General features: G+C 70.6%; 15 protein-coding genes and 1 pseudogene. 11 read left to right on the top strand and 5 right to left on the bottom strand.

Going from position 1 to position 17046, the window contains the following annotated elements; genetic code table 11:
- Positions 1-418 precede the first annotated feature (418 nt).
- From ACGF2V_RS12915 to ACGF2V_RS12900, 4 genes and pseudogenes are all read right to left on the bottom strand, one after another.
- Entirely contained in the window at positions 419-2572 is a 2154-nt protein-coding gene (locus tag ACGF2V_RS12915; RefSeq protein WP_362626361.1) for an FUSC family protein, read from the bottom strand.
- Between the two features lie 328 nt (positions 2573-2900).
- Positions 2901-4119: pseudogene (locus ACGF2V_RS12910) on the bottom strand (DUF2786 domain-containing protein).
- 248 nt (positions 4120-4367) lie between these two features.
- On the bottom strand, positions 4368-5222 hold the full coding sequence (locus ACGF2V_RS12905) for an ABC transporter permease (protein WP_362626355.1): 855 nt from the start codon (positions 5220-5222) through the stop codon (positions 4368-4370).
- Entirely contained in the window at positions 5219-6232 is a 1014-nt protein-coding gene (locus tag ACGF2V_RS12900; RefSeq protein ID WP_362709741.1) for an ABC transporter ATP-binding protein, read from the bottom strand. The genes ACGF2V_RS12905 and ACGF2V_RS12900 overlap by 4 nt, the downstream gene beginning before the upstream one ends.
- A 553-nt stretch (positions 6233-6785) precedes the next feature.
- On the opposite strand from ACGF2V_RS12900, the gene ACGF2V_RS12895 reads away from it, so the two are divergent.
- The 10 genes from ACGF2V_RS12895 to ACGF2V_RS12850 all read left to right on the top strand — a co-directional run bounded on the left by ACGF2V_RS12895 (position 6786) and on the right by ACGF2V_RS12850 (position 14517).
- A complete protein-coding gene (locus ACGF2V_RS12895) occupies positions 6786-6986 on the top strand; it encodes a hypothetical protein (protein ID WP_362626349.1) in 201 nt (66 codons plus the stop codon).
- A gap of 364 nt (positions 6987-7350) precedes the next feature.
- Positions 7351-7530 (top strand): hypothetical protein, encoded by a 180-nt coding sequence (locus ACGF2V_RS12890; protein ID WP_362626346.1) that lies wholly within the window; start codon positions 7351-7353, stop codon positions 7528-7530.
- A gap of 90 nt (positions 7531-7620) precedes the next feature.
- Entirely contained in the window at positions 7621-8457 is an 837-nt protein-coding gene (locus tag ACGF2V_RS12885) for a hypothetical protein (protein ID WP_362626343.1), read from the top strand.
- On the top strand, positions 8454-9482 hold the full coding sequence (locus ACGF2V_RS12880; protein ID WP_362626341.1) for an alpha/beta hydrolase: 1029 nt from the start codon (positions 8454-8456) through the stop codon (positions 9480-9482). Before ACGF2V_RS12885 ends, ACGF2V_RS12880 begins: the two co-directional genes overlap by 4 nt.
- Positions 9479-10024: a hypothetical protein gene (locus tag ACGF2V_RS12875; RefSeq protein WP_362626338.1), complete on the top strand. Its 546-nt coding sequence runs from the start codon at positions 9479-9481 to the stop codon at positions 10022-10024. Before ACGF2V_RS12880 ends, ACGF2V_RS12875 begins: the two co-directional genes overlap by 4 nt.
- Complete coding sequence (locus ACGF2V_RS12870) at positions 10021-10740, top strand: class I SAM-dependent methyltransferase (RefSeq protein WP_362626335.1); 720 nt, start codon at positions 10021-10023, stop codon at positions 10738-10740. The genes ACGF2V_RS12875 and ACGF2V_RS12870 overlap by 4 nt, the downstream gene beginning before the upstream one ends.
- Positions 10741-10754: 14 nt before the next feature.
- The gene (locus ACGF2V_RS12865) at positions 10755-10934 is read left to right on the top strand and encodes a hypothetical protein (protein ID WP_362626332.1); all 180 of its coding nucleotides are present in this window, start codon (positions 10755-10757) and stop codon (positions 10932-10934) included.
- Positions 10931-12670 carry an ABC transporter ATP-binding protein gene (locus ACGF2V_RS12860; protein ID WP_362709744.1) on the top strand — a complete coding sequence of 580 codons (1740 nt, stop codon included), beginning with the start codon at positions 10931-10933 and terminating at the stop codon, positions 12668-12670. Before ACGF2V_RS12865 ends, ACGF2V_RS12860 begins: the two co-directional genes overlap by 4 nt.
- Complete coding sequence (locus ACGF2V_RS12855) at positions 12667-14124, top strand: NAD(P)/FAD-dependent oxidoreductase (RefSeq protein WP_362709747.1); 1458 nt, start codon at positions 12667-12669, stop codon at positions 14122-14124. Before ACGF2V_RS12860 ends, ACGF2V_RS12855 begins: the two co-directional genes overlap by 4 nt.
- A gap of 219 nt (positions 14125-14343) precedes the next feature.
- On the top strand, positions 14344-14517 hold the full coding sequence (locus tag ACGF2V_RS12850; RefSeq protein WP_362626325.1) for a hypothetical protein: 174 nt from the start codon (positions 14344-14346) through the stop codon (positions 14515-14517).
- 123 nt (positions 14518-14640) lie between these two features.
- Here the strand turns inward: ACGF2V_RS12850 and ACGF2V_RS12845 are convergent, their stop codons facing one another.
- A complete protein-coding gene (locus ACGF2V_RS12845) occupies positions 14641-14817 on the bottom strand; it encodes a hypothetical protein (RefSeq protein WP_362709750.1) in 177 nt (58 codons plus the stop codon).
- Between the two features lie 1003 nt (positions 14818-15820).
- On the opposite strand from ACGF2V_RS12845, the gene ACGF2V_RS12840 reads away from it, so the two are divergent.
- On the top strand, positions 15821-16630 hold the full coding sequence (locus ACGF2V_RS12840; RefSeq protein WP_362626323.1) for a DUF1259 domain-containing protein: 810 nt from the start codon (positions 15821-15823) through the stop codon (positions 16628-16630).
- Positions 16631-17046 lie beyond the last annotated feature (416 nt).

The raw sequence follows: 17046 nt of genomic DNA, 5'->3' as shown, positions 1-17046 counted from the left end.
GCAGATGCATGAGCGAATGCACGTGCACGCACGGTGTACCCGCGATTACAGAGTCAGACGCAGGAAGAGGCGTCCGGGATGCCTCTTCGGTTCGCCTACCCCGCCTCGGTCACCTCATCCCGATACCGCGCACTGGTGGCTTGGCGCGGTCTTTATGCCGTACAAGGGGGAATTCGAGATGCGGAAAAGTCGTACGCTCCGGCGCCGTGATCGCCGCCGGACTCCTCACCGACTCGCGCCGACCGGCTGCGGCGGCGGTGACAGTGGGAAGAGCGCCCCGGGCAACGGATCGGACGCTTACGCCGGGAAGACCGGCCGGGCTCCCGGCGGCGACGGCTCACCTGCCGGCAGGCCGGCCTCTGGACAAAAGGTCGGCCCTTCGGCCGTCAGGGAGTCAGGCCGCCAAGGCCCCGGCGCGTCAACCCGCCTTCTCTCCGTTCCGGTTGGCGCCCGGCACCGCGTCCAGCCCGCGGGAGAATTCCTCCAGGGCTTCGAGCAGCAGCCCGGCCCCGCTGCGTACGACCGGGTCGGTTCCTCCCTCGGCCGCTTGCTGTCGCGCGTCCCACCGCGCCAGCACCTCGCGCACGTCCGCCCAGTCCGGTACCCGCCGCTCCCGTACCTCCTTCGCGCCCCGCTCGGTGGACCGGCGCAGCGCCTCGGCCAACGCCCCGGCCTCCGGTACGGGAGTGGCAAAACCGCACGGGAGATGCGCCTCCAGCAGCATCGCGACCCGCCCGAACTCGGCCAGGGCGTGCTCGGTGTCGTGGGCGGCGGCCCGCGAAAGACCGCGGTTGCGCACCGGTTCGTGCTGGGCGGCGGCCACCGCCTCCTGCCAGGCGACCCGGGCCTCACGGGTGTCGAGCAGGGCGGACCGCACCTCGTCCTGTCCGTGCTCGGCCGGTACGGCGTACTGGCCGAGCACCGAGGCGGCGTATCGCCCGTCCGCCTTCAGCCAGTCGCCGAGCCTGCCGCGCAGCCGCGGGGTCTCCCAAGCCGGGTAGACGGCGTACGAGATCACCGCGAGGAGACCGCCGACGAGGGTGAGGACGACCCGTTCCTGCACGGTCTGCGACACGTTGTCGCCCCCCATGCCGAGCAGGAACACGACGTAGGCGGAGACGCACACCTGGCCGACGACGTACCCGGTACGCATCAGCAGGTACATCAGCAGGGCGCAGCACACGGCGAGCACCGCCGACGAGGTCGCGCCGGGGTCGGTGGTCCGGACGATCGCCGTGGCGAGCGCGACCCCGACGATCGTGCCGCCGAAGCGGGCCACGGCACGCCCGTACGTCTGGGAGAACTCCGGCCGCATCGTCATCAAGGCCGCCATCGGCGCCCAGTAACCGTGGCCGAACGGCAGCGCGGCTCCGATGAGATAGCCGACCGCGACGACGACGGCGACCCGTACGGCGTGCCGCAGGATCGGGGAGCCGGGACGCAGTTCGGCGCGCATGGCCCGCGCCACGACGGGGACCAGGCGCAGCAGGGTGGGGCGGCGGCGGTGCGGGGCGACGGGTGCCTCTCCCCCTGCCTGTCCGAGTGCCTCGGCGGCCTGTTCGGCCCGGGCCTGGTCCTCCTTCGTGCCCTCGCCCTCGGCGGTCTCGATGACGTCGGACAACAACGTGTCGAGCCGTTCGGCGGCACGGCGGGGCGGGCCTTCGAGGAGGGAGCCGGTGTCGGGGGTCCTCAGCGCGGCGACGGCGGACGGGGACAGCTTCACCGGGTCGCCGTGACGGATCGCGCGGGCCGCCGAGTCGAGCACGGAACCGGCGGCGGCGAGAAGTTCGCGGACCCGGTCCCGCGCCGGTCCCTCGGGGGGTACGCCCATCGCGGGGTCCGCGAGCGAGGCGAGCACCGGCCTGATCCGCTCGGCGACACCGCGCGAACCGCGCAGCTCGGGTGGACGGCGGCGGGCCTGCCAGGGCGTGACGGCGGCCGCGTTGCGGGCGGTCATCAGCGGCACCGGGTCGAACGGGGCGAGCGGGTCGTGGCGCAGCCGACGGGCGTAGTGGGCCTCGGCGGCCAGGGCGTCGGCGAGGGCGTCGCGCTGGGCACCCCACCGGCGGACCGGGAACAGGACGATCAGGGCCGCCTGTACGAGGCCGCCGAAAAGGATCACCGCGGCGTGCACGGCCGAGTTCGCGACGGAGGTGGGCAGGGTGACCGTCACCAGCATGATCGCCACGTTGGACGACGCGATGAGCCCGGCCGTCGGCCCGGCCGCCCACGACAGCCCCGCGAGGAAGGTCCAGAGCACCAGCAGGGCCAGGAACAACAGCAGGTGGGCGCCGGTGAGATAGCCGAGGAAGGTCGACACGGCGAGGCTCGCCCCGGAGACCAGGGCCAGCACGGGCCGGGGACGCCAGCTGCGCTGGAACGTGGCGATGGCCGCCTGGAACGCGCCGAACGCGGAGCTGGCGGCGACGACGGGCCCGAAGAGCAGGAGGCTGATCCCGATGACGAGGGCGAGCCCGGCCGCACCGCGGATCGCGATGAGCGGTTCGAGACGCCGCCGCTCGATCGTCAGCCCCGAGCGGGCCGTCTCCTTCAGCGCCCGGAGCCAGCTCATGCCCAGAGCGTAGCCGGAATCTCCGATTCGCCCGAGTTGTTCGACTTTGGAATCCTGCCCTCCGGGACAGCGTTCTTCCGGGACGGTTGTTCCGGGACGGTTGTTCCGGGACAGGGTCACGGGCGCCCGGTACCTCGGTACGCGTCCGGGGCCCAAGCTCTCACCGAGAGGCTCGGCGTCCCGGTGCCGTGCGCCCCACCCCGCCCGCCGAATACGCCCCGCCCTGCTACGCCCGTCCCGTTACGCCGGGCCCCTGACACCGGGCGCCGCACCCTGGTACGCCGAGAGCCGGTACGCCGAGAGCCGGTACGTCGGGGGCCGCCCCGCCTCACTTCCGCCGTCGCGGCCTGGTGCGCGCCGCGCTTCCGTCGGCGATGCCGGGCCCCGGGCCGCCCGTCCTGACCCGGTCCGCGGCGGCCGTTCCGTCGCTCCATCCGTCGGGATCGGTGACGCCCCGGACCCTGGTGGTCGTGGTCTGCGGGAACATCCGCTCGGCGGCCTCCGTGACGGCGACGTCGCGAGCCGCGAGGACCGGAAGCAGCCGGGCCGCCGACACGACGTCCCCCCCCGGCCCCGACGGCCCCGGCTTCCGTTTCGGTCTCGGTGACGCGGGCGGTGTCGGCCGCGAGCCGGTCGCCCAGGCGCTGGGCGTACGCCATGAGGAAGGACTGCCGGAACGTCTTGGTGCGCCTGCGTCCGTCGGCCCGCTGACCGGCCTCCGCCTTCGTCATCGCCACCGTGCCCTGGACCAGCAGGGACGTGTACAGCAGCTCCACGGCCTCCAGGTCCGGCTCGAAGCCGACGACCGTGGAGAAGCCGAAGTCGCTGTTCCACACCGCGCGGCAACGGTTCGCCGAGGCGACGGCGTCGAGCAGGATCGCCTTCGCCGTCTCGTACGGGGCGTCGACCCCGATCCGGCACGCGCCGGGCGCTTGCGTGCTGTGTGTACGGGCGGCGAGCAGGGCCTCGTCGATGGAGTGCCTGGCCATCAGCTCCTGCGCCTTGGTGGTGAGGGCCTCCGCCTCCTCGGGGTAACCGGTCGCCTCCGCCTTGGCGAGCAGGGCGCGGATACGGGTGAGCATCCGGGGTTCGCCGTGCGCGGACGGCAGGGGCAGCCCGACCGGGGAGGCGCCGGGTGGCGGGCCGACGGGTTCGATGGCGGGAAGCCGGAGCAGCATCCGGTAGAGCCCCAGGAGGGCAGAGGCGTAAGAGAACCGGTCGGGCCGGTTCCGGGCGGGCGCGGCGGGCAACCTGTCGACCTGCTCCCGCCAGCGGGGCGGCAGCCCCTCGTACCGTCCGGTCTGCGAGACGATCAGCCCGGCGACGAGCCCGGCGGCCGTCTCGTCGAGTTCGCGACGGACGACACGTAGGACGTCGGCAGGCTGCCAGCCGCGTTCCCAGGCACGGCGGACGAACTCCTCTCCGCGCCGGACGAGCTCCGTGTCGGACGCCGGCGCGGCGGCCAGGAGCGAGGCCCCGGTGTCGAGACCGGCGTCGCCGTCCGAGTAGAGAGCCGCCGCGAATGCCTGGTCGATCACCGATTCCATGAGGTCAGCGTAGGCAGGGCGCCGAACGGGCAGGACGCCCGACCTGCCCGGCACCGGGCCGGCCTGGCCCCGTCCCGGCAGGTCGGGCGGTCCGCCCACACCCCCGTCCACAGCCTGTGGATATCGCAGCCCTGCGCGTTGACCGGCTGCCCTTCTCCCCGCCTTCCCCGCCCACTCCTCACCCACCGTCCGACCGGCCGCCCATCCGACCACTCACCGACCGCCGGGCTCTCGGACCACCAGGGCTCTCAGGTGCGCGGCTCCCATCGGAACCGGCGGGCCGCGATCCAGGCGAACCCGCCCGTCCAGGCGAGAGCGAGTACGGACCTGCCGAGCACACCACTCATGGACAGTTCTCCGGTCCACCCCGAACGCACGAGATCGACCGTGGAGGAGAGGGGAGCGAACAGCAGCGCCTCACCCAGGGCCTCCGGCAGCACCTCCCGGGGGATGTAGACCCCGGAGACCATCGGCAGGATGAAGATCGCCGGCAAGGTGGCGACCAGCACGGATTCGACCGTACGGCACAGGGCCGCCGTGGCCGCCGCCATCGCCGTCATGAGCGCGACTCCGGTGATCAGCCCCATCACGGCCGCGAAGGGCTGCCGCGGGACCGCCCCGAACATCACGGACAGCACCACCGCCACCACGACGACCTGAACGACACAGATCGCGATGTACATGGAGGCGCCACCCGCGAGGATCACCGGATCGGACACCTCGCCGGTGCGCAGCCGCTTGAGGACGAGCTCCTCCCGGCGCGCCACGTACAGACCGGTGACGGACGAGTACAAGGAGAAGATCAACAGAATCCCGGTGGCGGTGGACACCATCAACGGCCCGGGTTGGAGACCGTGCTCCCCCAAGTCCAACTGTTCCTGCACGAACCGCATCGCCATGAGAATCATGACCGGGACGAGAAGCACGAAGATGTAGTTGGACTTGATCCGGTTGAACAGCTTCCATTCGATCCGGAACAGGGTCCGCATGTGCCGCATGGCCGTACTGTTCACACCGCTCACGCCGCCCGCGTCATGATCGCCGCCCGCGCGTGCCACCTCGTCCACGCCGCTCACACCGCTCACACCGTCCACGCCGCTCACACCGCCTCTTCCTGTCGTCGACCGTCTTGTCGCCGGTCGTCCTGCCGCCGGTCCTCCTGCGGCCGGCCCTCCCGCCCCCGGCTCCCGCCGACGCCCGCGATGCTGATGAACGCCTCTTCGAGGGAAGCGGGCCGCGCGGTGAACCGGTCGAGCACGACATCGTGGTCCTCGGCCCACGCGAGAAGGCGGGCGGCGTCCTTCTGCAACTGGCCGGTGGTGACGGTCACCCGGCCGTTGTGTTCCCGCACCGTCCCACTGACGGGCAGTTCGGCGGCCGTCCGCCCGTTCAGCCCGAAGGACAAGGTGGACGGATGATCGGCGACGATCTGCGCGACCGAGCCCGAGGCCGCGATCCGCCCACGGTGCATGATCGCCAGTTGGTCGGCGAGGGATTCGGCTTCTTCCAGGTAGTGCGTGGTGAGCAGGATCGTCGCCCCCTGGGATTGCAACTCCCGTATCAACTCCCAGGTTGCATGGCGCCCTTCGGGGTCCATGCCGGCAGTGGGCTCGTCGAGGAAGAGGATCTCGGGCCGCGACAGGGTGGAAATGGCCAAATCCAGCCGCCTCCGCTCGCCGCCGGACAGGTTCTGCACCATCACGTCGGAGCGATGGGAGAGGCCCGCGAGCTCCAGTGCCCGGCCGACCGGGCGCGATCTGGAGGTCAGCTCGGCCCACATCCCGACGGTCTCCCGCACGGTCAGGTGGGAGATGAAACCGCCCTCCTGCAACATCGCGCCGGTCCGCGGACGCACCCGGGCACGGTCGGCGACGGGGTCGAGAGAGCCGAACAGGCGGATGCGCCCCTGCCGCGGCGTGGCCAGACCTTCCAGGAGTTCGACGGTGGAGGTCTTGCCGGCCCCGTTGGTGCCCAGCAGGGCGAACAGCTCACCCGGCCGCACGGTGAAGCTGACACCACGCACGGCGTCGAACGCGTTCTTCCCGCGTCCATATCGGCGCCAAACGTCGTGGACATCGATATGAGCGGCTTTCGCTTCCTTCACTTCCGCCATGTTCTCGTCCTCCTCGCATGCGGGGGTGAGGCGTAACAGATCCTCACACGACGACCCCCTTCCGGCTAACCGGATCGAGCAATTCCGAATTGCCCGCCAGGCACAAACCTCTTCCATTTGAGCTTCGCTTGAGGGTTCGAGGGCTTTACATTTCCACGAGACCTCAAAATTCGGACATTTTGCACAATCATTAGCAAATAGCGATACCTAAAGCTTTCGCCAAGTTGACCTTGACTCACGCTTTGCGGTCGATTAGCTTCATGTCTCGCAGGACGGCTCAGCCTCTGACCTGGGCACTTGCCGTCGAGCTCAAACGGGGTACGGGGAATCACAGCAAATGGTTGGGCATTACCATGCCCGAATCCATTCGCCACCTTCCCCGATTGTCTTCACCACCCCTTTGCCGCCCACTGCACACATGAAGCCTGATCGGATTTTTTTCCCTCAGGCAGCAGCGCGTAAGTCATCACAGGCCATGAGAATTCACATCCGCCGCCTTGATTGAACAATGCGACGGGATTCTCCACGCCTGAACACACGGAAAAGGGAATCCATGCTCACCAAGAAGGTAAACGCCAACTCGTCCCTCGCGGGAATTCTTGAGGCAGGCGCCCCTGCCGGCGGCGCGGCCCCGGTCATGGCCACCCCGGCCCTGATCGCGACGCCCGTGGTCGCCAAGGCTGCCGGCGCCGTCGTCGGCGCCGCCGCGGTGACCGGTGCGGCCTACGTGGCGTACAAGGTCGCGACCGGCTGACACCGGTGACCGCGCCCGCCCCGGGCACCGGCCATGGGCCGGCCCGCGGAAGGGCCGTGCACCACGCCCCCCACCCCGCTCGGCACGGCCGTCCCGGCGCATGGACGGCATCGGCCCACGCCCGGGAAGTCATGGCCCGGGCGGCCGTTCTCTGGCGGCCGTTCCCTGGCAGCCATTCCTCGGGCGCGTTCCCCGGCGCCCGTCCGCTCATGGCCGATTCCGTTCGGTCCGTTGCGTGAGCGTGTGGTGGACCCCATCAGCAGCCCCGTTCGGGCTGCGCCAGACGGTCCGGTTCTGGCAGGCAATGCTGGTGCCTGCCAGAACCGGCCCCTGTCCGATTTACCAGATCAAAGGAGGAAGCACCATGTCGGTGCTCATTGAGAAGGTCAACGCCGGTATCGGTCAGTCGGCCGACGGTTCGGTCGCCCCTGTCATGGCCACCCCGGCCGCCTTCGTGGCGGGCGTCGTGGCGGGCGCGAAGGCGTCCGCCATCCTCACCGCCGCCGCCGGTGTCGGCGTCGCGGTCAAGACCGCCCAGAGGTAACGGGGACACCGGCGGGGAGCCCCCTGGTCAAGGGCTCCCCGCTTCCTCTTTGCTCCGCCACCGCAACAGCCAAGCGATCAGGAACAGATCATGTTGTCACGTCTCCGCAAGGTGGCTGAGTCGGCATGCGCCAAGCCGCTCACCACCGCCGAACGGCTGTCCGCCGCCACGCATCTCCTGTCCAGCCTCGAGTACATGGTGCGCAGGACGGACCGTGAACCGGGCGGTCTGAACGACTGGACCCACACCAGGGCACAGGTCCCGGCCCGGACCCGAGGAATGCAGGCGGTCAGGGACTTCATCGCCCGCGAACCAGTCACCCAGGCCATGCACGGTTCTCGCGCCCTGGCGGCGGCTGTGCTCATCTCGCCGGTGCGGAACAACAAGGTGCGGATGGCCGCCAACGCCTATCTGGCCATCAGCCAGGTCCTGGTGTACCCCCGGCATCTCTTCGGCACCGACGGCTCCGACCAGGTGTCCTTCCTGGTCCAGACCGCGGCGGCGCTCGGCCGCGCTGGCGGAACGGACGCCACCCGCCGCGCAGCCGTGCAGTTCATCGGCGCCCAGACCGTGTTGTCGTACGGGGCGTCCGGGTGGGCCAAACTCCCCGGTGACGCCTGGCGCTCGGGCGACGCACTGGCGAAGATCATGCGGACGCAGACCTACGGCGACGAGTGGTTCTTCAAGCAACTCGACCGGTATCCCGCCGTGTCCCGCGCGATCTGTCACGGGGTCCTCGCCCTGGAGTCCGGTTTCCCGCTGCTGCTGCTCAAGAAGGGCAAGTACATCGACGCCGGTCTGCTGGTGATGGGCGCCTTCCACCTGGCCAACGCCCGCTTCATGGGACTCTCCCGCTTCGCCTGGGCCTTCGTGTCGACCTACCCGTCCGTGCGCGCACTCGCCAAGGGCACCGGGGAGGCGGCGTGAACAAGCGACCGGCGCCGACCTTCCCCACACTCACGACGGCGGGACTGGCGGCATGCCTGGCCGCCGGCCTGGCCCACCGGACGTACGCCAACTTCGTTTCCCGCCGCGGCCACGCGGGCTTCGAGGAGCACCGGCGGCGCTGCTCCAGCGGCAACATCCTCACGTACCACACACGCCGCGGCACCCCGGGGGGACCGACCCTGGTCCTCGAAGCCGGGCTGATGAACACCTCGGCGTCCTGGCTGCTCATGGCCGACCACCTCGACCCCGGCATCTCCCTGCTGCTGTACGACCGTGCCGGGTACCGCGGGTCGCTGCGCCGCTGCCCCGAGGACTACTCCCTGAACGAGTCCGTGAACGATCTCCTGGAGATCATCGACGAAGGCGTGGGCACCGACGGCCCCTGCCTGCTCGTCGGTCACTCGCTCGGCGGCTACCTCGTCCACCGCACCGCGGCGGCGGCCCCGGCCGGCCGGATTCACGGCCTGGTCCTCGTCGACCCGACCCACCCCGGCGAGCTGTTGAACTCCCGCAAGCAGCGCGAGGGTTCGCGCGGTGTGAACCTGACGATGAAACTCGGCCCCTGGTCGGCGGCGTTCGGCGGCGGTCTGCTGATCGACAAGAAGGGCCTGTTCGCCTTCGCCGAGGGCAGCCCGCACTACCGGACCCTGCGGCTCGAAAGCTCCTCCACCTCGACCTGGCACACCACGCGCCGGGAGTGGGACTACTCGTACGCGTTCATGCTCGACGGCGGCCGCCCCCTCGACTCCCTGGAGATACCGGTCCGGGTGCTCGCCGCCGAATCGACCATGCGGAGCACCCCCGAGCACGGGGAACTGTACGAGGAGTACGTCGCCTCGGGCACCGGGGGCAGCGTCCTCACCATCCCGGGCTCCACCCATCTGTCCATCACCGGCGGGACCGAGCACGCCCCGCTCACCGCCCGGGCGATCGAGGACGCGGTGGCGGAGGTCACCAGCCGGTTCTCCGCCGGGCACCAGCAGCAACCGCAGGAGGCAGTGTGAGCAGGACGGCGAAGGCGATGGAGTGGGCGATTCCCACGATCTTCGCCGGATGGTTCGTGGCATCCGTGCTGTCCCAGCACCCCGACCGCGGCTTCGACAAGGTCCGCAAGGCGGACAAGACCGGCACCGGGATCGCGATCCCCAACTGGCGGTTCTTCGCGCCCACGCCCGCCATGGAGGACCAGCACTTCCTGTACCGCCTCGCCAGCGAGGACAAGACGCGGCACACGGAGTGGCGCGAGGTGTACGCGATCAACCCGCGGAAGATGATCCACGCCTTCTGGTTCCCCGGCCGCCGCATCGAGAAGGCCATCTTCGACGTCGCGTCGACCCTCGTGCACAACCCCGGCGCGATGACCCCGTTGCACGAGGAGGCCAAGAAGTCGGCCTACCAGCTCGTCAACGACTTCGTGCGGGCCCGTCTGACGCCCGAGCCGGACTATCCGCTGTTCCAGGTCATGCTCGTGCGCTACTCCGGCTACGACCACAGCGAGGACCCCAAGTACGACCTGGTCTTCGACTACGAGAAGGTGAACCCGTGACCCACGACGTGCAGTACGGCACCGCGGTGGCGTCCGTCTACGACTCCCTGATCGCCCCGGCCATGCCGACCGAGGAGGCCGTCGACCGGCTGCGCCCGTACGTCACGGACGCGCGGGTGCTGGAGATCGGCGTGGGCACCGGCCGCGTGGCGCTGCCGGTGGCCGGCATCGCGCGCGCGGTGACCGGCATGGACAACTCCCCGGCGATGCTGGAGGAATTCCGCCGCAAGGGCGTTCCCGAGAACGTGACGCCGGTGGAAGCCGACTTCCGCCACCCCCTGCCCTTCGACGGCCCCTTCGACGCGGCCTACTCCACCATGGGCTCGCTCGCCTGCGTGGGCTCCCGTGAGGAGCTCACGACCGCGTTCGAGCACATCGTCCGGGTACTCGCGCCGGGCGGTTCCCTGTCGCTGGAGTACTACTCCACCAGCGCCTACCGGCCCCTCGTGGAGCAGCACACGCTGACCGTGCCGATGCCGCATCACGGCGGAACGACCACCTTCACCGTCGTCCTGGACGAGGCGGACGTACTCACCATGGACACCCGCGTCGACAAGGACGGCGAACCGCCGGTCGAGTTCAGCGAGCGGATTCTGCTGATCGAACGTGACGAGGTCGAAGCGTGCCTGGTCGAGGCCGGGTTCACGATCGACCGCGTCCATCCGGCCGAGGGCTTGCAGCCCTACGACTGGTACGTGGCGCGCCGCGCCGACTAGGAAGGAGGCAGCCAGTGTTGACAGCAAGCCGGGCGGCGTGGTTCTTCTGCGCCCTCGCGTTCACGGTGCCGAGCATGCTGGTGCTGTTCAGAGAGGACGGCGGGCTGACCCGACGTTCATGGGTCCTGAGCCTGATCCTGGCGTCCAGTATCGCCGCGATCATCGCGATCTTCTTCGGTGAGGGCGATTCGTGAACATATCCGTGATCGTGCGCCGCCACCGGCTGCTGTTGGGCGTCGGCATCTTCCTCGGCCTGCTGGGCACGGCCGCCACTCTCCTGCAGCCCCTGCTGATCGGCGATCTGATCGAGGCGGTCGCGCTGGACGAGTCGGTGACCCGGCCCATCGTCCTCATCGCCGGGCTCTTCGCCGCCGACGCGTTGCTGGCCGCGACGCACTTCTACCTGATCGGGCGGGCCGGCGAGAACATCGTCCTGGACATGCGCACCACGCTCACCGGGCGTCTGCTGCATTCCCGGATCAGGGAGTTCAACAAGCTCGAACACGGCGACGTGTTCACCCGCACCGTGTCCGACACCTCCCTCGCCCGGGTCGCCCTGTCGTCGTCGGTGGCGCAGATGATCACGGCCGGGTTCACCAGCCTGGGATGCGTCATCGTCATGGCGTGGATCGACTGGCGATTGCTGCTGGTCACCGCGGTCTGTCTGGGGGTCGCCTCCGCGGTGGCCCTCGGGCTGGCCCGGGCAGTGCGCAAGGTGGCCGTCACCAACCGCGAGGACACCAGCAACTACGGCTCCGGGCTGCTCCGGATCCTCAGCGCGCTGACCACGGTGAAGGCGTCGCGTGCCGAGCAGCGGGAGGCCGACCGGCTCAAGGAGCTCGCCGACGCCGCGCGGGACAGCGGTGTCCGCGTGACCCGGCTGTCGGCCATGCTGCTGCCCGCCATGAACGTGGGCACCCAGGTCTCGCTGGCCGTGGTGATCGCCTGGGGCATGGCCCGGACCGCGACCGGGGCCCTGCCCATCGAGGACCTCACCGCGTTCATCATGTACCTGTTCTACCTGGTGTCCCCGCTGGTGATGCTGTTCATGTCCATCGGCGAACTCCAGCAGGGCAGGGCCGCCATCGACCGGGTGCGGGAACTGGCCGTGGTGGAGCAGGAGACCACCGACGACGAGGCCGTGACGACCACCGACGACGGCGCCGCGAAGAGCGCCGCCGCGGACGTCTCCATCGAGTTCGACCGGGTGACCTTCGCCTACAGCGGTCAGCCCGCCCCCGCGGTGCAGGAGATCTCGTTCTCCCTGCCCCCCGTCGGCGTGACCGCGATCGTCGGCCCGTCCGGTGCAGGAAAGACCACGCTCTTCCAGCTCATCGAGCGCTTCCACGACCCCGACCAGGGCACCGTGCGCATCGCCGGCCGCGACACCGCCACCATGCCGCTCACCGAGCTGCGGGGACGGATCGGCCTGGTGGAGCAGGAGGCTCCGCTGATGCGCGGCACCGTGCGGGAGAACCTGGTGTACGCCCAGCCGGACGCCACCCCCGACGAGATCGACGAGGCCCTGCGGGCGGCCCACCTCACCGACGTGATCGCGGCCCTGCCCGACGGCATGGACACGGAACTCGGCGAAGGCGGCCACGGCCTCTCCGGCGGTCAGCGTCAACGCCTGGCCGTCGCCCGTGCCCTGCTCACCCAGCCCGAGGTGCTCCTCCTCGACGAGGCCACCTCGAACCTCGACTCCGACTCCGAGAACGAGCTGCGGAACGCGCTCGTCACCATCGGTACCCGCTGCCAGGTCCTCACGATCGCGCACCGGGTCTCCACCACCATCGGCGCCGATCACATCCTGGTCGTCGAGGGCGGCCGGCTGCGCGACCGCGGCTCCCACGCCGAGCTGATGGACCGTGACGCCACCTACCGCAGGCTGGTCAGCCGGCAGCTCGCCCCGGCCGAGGCCGTGTCATGACCGATGCGGCGGTCGTCGGCACCGGACCCAACGGACTCGCGGCCGCGGTGACCCTCGCGAGGGCGGGCCTCAAGGTCGCCCTGTTCGAAAAGGCCGGCACCATCGGCGGCGGCCTGCGCACGATGCCGCTGTTCGACAGCGATGTCGCGCACGACGTCTGTTCGGCCGTCCACCCGATGGCCGCCGCCTCGTCGTTCTTCCGCGCGTTCGATCTGGGGACCAGGGGCGTGCGGCTCCTGCAACCCGACATGCCGTATGCGCACCCCCTCCCCGACGGGCGCGCCGCGGCGGCATGGCGTGACATTGCCCGCACCGCCCGGGGCCTGGGCGCGGACGGCCCGCGCTGGACCCGGCTCATGGCGCCGCTGGCCCAACGGTCCAGCGGGGTCGTCGACCTGGTGCTGTCCTCTCAGCGTTCCCTGCCCCGGGACCTGGTGGCCGCCGTGCTGCTCGCCTCCCGCGCCCTGACCCACGGCACGCCCCGTACCCCGTTCGCCACCGCAGAGGCGCGGGCTCTCCTGACCGGAGTGGCCGCGCACGCGGTGGGCAAACTCCCCACGCCGACGTCGGCGGTGGTCGCGCTGCTCCTGGGGCACGTCGCCCACAGCAGTGGCTGGCCGCTGCCGGAAGGCGGAAGCGCGCGCATCGCCGACGCGCTGGCGGCCGACATCATCGCTCACGGCGGCACCATCCACACCGGCCACCATGTCCGCGACCTGGCCGAACTCGGCACTGTCCCGCTGGTCATGCTGGACACCAGTCCCAAGGAATTCCTCGCCATCGCCGGGCGGCGGTTGCCCAGCGGCTACGCACGTGCCCTTCGCCGCTTCCGGTACGGACCGGGCGCGGCCAAGGCCGACTTCCTCGTCAGCGAACCCATCCCCTGGGCCAATCCCCTCGTACGGCAGGCCGGCACTGTGCACCTCGGCGGCACCCACAGCGACATCGTCCGGCAGGAAACGGCCACCGTGGCAGGTCGCGCGGTTCCCGACCCCTTCGTCCTGGTCGTGGACCCCGCCGTGACCGATCCGTCGCGTGCGGCGTCGGGCAGGCGGCCCGTATGGGCCTACGCCCACGTCCCTCATGGTGACGAGCGCGACCCGACCGACATGATCCGGCGGCGCATCGAGGAGTACGCGCCCGGCTTCAGCGACACCATCGTCGCCTCCCGCGGGCTGCCCGCCGCCCAGTACGAGGAGTACAACCCGAACTACGTCGGGGGCGACATCGGCGCCGGCGCCATGACGCTGCGCCAGTCCCTCGCCCGGCCCGTGGCACGCTGGGACCCGTACAGAACACCGCTCCCAGGCGTGTATCTGTGCTCGGCGTCCACACCCCCGGGGCCTTCCGTACACGGCATGTGCGGCTACCACGCGGCCCGGTCGGCACTCCGGACCCGTTACGGGCTGCGCACCCCGCCCGATCTCTCCCCCAAGCCGAAGGAACGCGTCTGATGCTCGGATGACGCGCAGGCGTGTGCCGTGTCCGCAGCACCCACGTGCTCCGCTCCGGACACACGCCGTTCACCCAACTTCCCACCAGCGACCCGGTGTTCGTGACCGGGGGGCGGGCGCCATGCGTACCGCACCCCCGCGCCTCGTCACAGGGCCGCGTCCGGTGGGCGGACAAGCGGGGCCACTCACGCCCCATCCCCCCATGAAAGGAACAAAACCATGAACGGCATCGACAAGAACACCCTCGACGAGGTCATCGCCAAGACCTTCAAGGAAGTCAAGACCGCCATCGACACGCACAGCGAGAAGAGCATCCACATGTACAGCGAGGCTCTCCGCGCGCTGGTGGAACTGCGGCAGCAGGTCGTTTCCGAGGAGCGTGCCAACGGCTGACGCCGCCATGCGCGGTGGTGAACACACCGCGTGAGGAAGCTCCATGCGTGCTCGGTCCTCAGTCCCGTCCTCGGTCGGGGCTGAGGACCGAACCGTTTGAGGGTGAAAGCGGTGTGGTCCGGGCTACGGAAGGTGCACGGCGGTCACACCACGCAGCTCCCGGTGAAGCCGGAAGGCGAGCATGCCGGGGAGACGGGGCTTGCCGTACGGGGAGAGCACGTCGTTCTCGGAGACACGCCATCCGGTGTCGGTGAGTTGGTGGAGGGCCCGACACCCCATGGAGGCGGGGTTGGCGTACACGCAGTACGGCGTACTCGGCCCTGCGCAGGAATGGGCACTGGCGGACCGGCACCCGTGCGTGCTCGGCGCACGGGGGCGGCATGGAGGTGAGGGACCTCTCGGGCCAGGTCGGAGCGGGTCCGGGCGCCGCCAGCCGAGAAACAGCCACCCGTTCCGGTCCCGGTCGGCCGGCCCGCCCGCAGACCTGGCACAGCAGGCCCTCCATGCACACGCGCTGCCGCCGCACATTCATGCAGTCGTACAGCACACGCCCGCCGGTGGCTTCGGCGCCGCCTGATGACCGGGCCAACAGCTACCGGATCCGGGACGCCCCATCGTGCTCAGCACGGTGGGGCTCCTTGTCATACGGAACCCACGGCGCCGACAAGGACCGCACGGTCGTAACGCCGGGCCGTACCCGCGAGCACGAGGAAAGCCCACCGATCGCCCGCAACGCGTCCAGGGCGCACGTCCCGAGAACCAACCCCGCGTATGCGGGGAGCAGTCCGCAACGGCGACGCCGTGCGCGAGAACTTGGGCAGCGTGTGGCATGGAGACTACTCGGCCGCGACCACTGCCGCCGCCCTGGCGGCAATCGCCAACGCGGCGTCAGCTCGGGTGGGAAGCCGGACAGCCGAGGCGATTGAGCCATCCGGCCCGACCCGCTGACGATGTATCGGCTTTCATCCGTTTATCCACGTTTCGCGTGTTCTCATCTCGCCATGGAGGCGATCACGTGAAGACCGATGGCAGGACCGTAGACCGACAGCAGGACGCGAGCGCAAGGGCGTTCACATCACGGCGGCGGGCGCTGGCGGCAGCGGCGCTCGCGCCGGTACTGACGGCCGTAGGACCGGCCGCCGCCGCGCACGCCCTGCCCTCAAGGCCCGCAGGAGCCGCGAGGCCCGAAGGGCCCAGAGCATTCGGAGCGACCGGAGCACCCGCCAGGTCTGCCGCGCCCTTCGCACCGCCACACGGCGGACGGGTCTCGCCTGTTCCCACCGCGCCAGAGGACTGGGCGCGCGTGGCGAGGGCGCTGGGTCGAGAGGGCAACATGCTGCGCGGCGTGATCTACCACACCGGCTTCCCCCGACGGGACCTGCACGTGGTCTCCGAGGGGGTGAACGTCACCCCGGGGCTCGCGCTCGGCACGCATGTGGCCTTCGTCCGCTACGCCGACGGCAGCACGATGCTGATGGGCGACGTTGCGGTCACCGAGGACGAGTTGCAGCGGGTGACCGACGCCTGGCTCGCGCACGGGATCGGGCAGACCGCGCTCCACAAGCACCTGCTCTCCCAGACCCCCGACATCTGGTGGACCCACGTCCACGCGCACGGCCACGACGCCGTGGCCATGGCCCGCGGTCTGCGCGCCGGGCTCGACCGCACCGGCACCCCGCCCGCCCAGCCGCCCCGGCCGTCTGCCCCGGTGGACCTGGACACTGCCGGAATGGAGGCGGTGCTCGGCACGAAGGGGACCGTCGAGGACGGGCTCTACAAGGTCCTCTTCGTGCGCCGCGAGACGATCACGGACGGCCACCTGATCCTGCCGCCCGGCCTCGGATCGACCAGCGCGTTCAACTTCCAGCCCCTGGGCGGCGGCCGGGCCGCGCTCAGTGGCGACTGCGCCATGCTCGCCGACGAGACCCCGGCCGTACTGAAGGCCCTGCGGCGCGGCGGCATCAAGCTCGTCGAGCTGCACAACCACCACCTCGCCGAGAACCCGCGCCTGTTCTTCACCCATTTCTGGGCCGTGGGCGACGGTGTCGCGCTCGCCCGCGCTGTGCGTCCGGCCCTGGACGCGACCAACGTCGTGCCGTCCCCGACCGGCTGAGCCGACCCGCGCCCGGACCGCCGGTACGGCCACGGCGACACGCGCCCGGCCCGCTGCCCCTAACTCCGCGAGCGTCACCCCGGCGCACGTCGGCCTGCCGCCCGTAACCCCACCAGCACCCACCCGACACACGCCGACCCACCACGCGCAACACCACCAGGCATCACCCCGGCGCGCACCTGCGTGCCCCGGCCCACCGGACCACCGCCCCACGCGCCGAATCCGCCGGTCCAGCGAACCCGGACACACCCGGGCGTGGGATCCGTTCTGCATATGGGCCAATATCTGGACCAATCGGACCCGGACGGCGCGTGTCCGTGCGGGAGACCGGGCACCCATGTCCCGTCCAGCCCGCCCCCACCGCCCACGCTGCCCCAGACGTCCAGCCCCCTTCCCCTCTCCCCCGGACCACCCGT

The organism is Streptomyces sp. NPDC047982 (assembly GCF_043204165.1).
Classification (GTDB): domain Bacteria; phylum Actinomycetota; class Actinomycetes; order Streptomycetales; family Streptomycetaceae; genus Streptomyces.
This window is presented reverse-complemented; position numbering and strand designations above follow the sequence as displayed.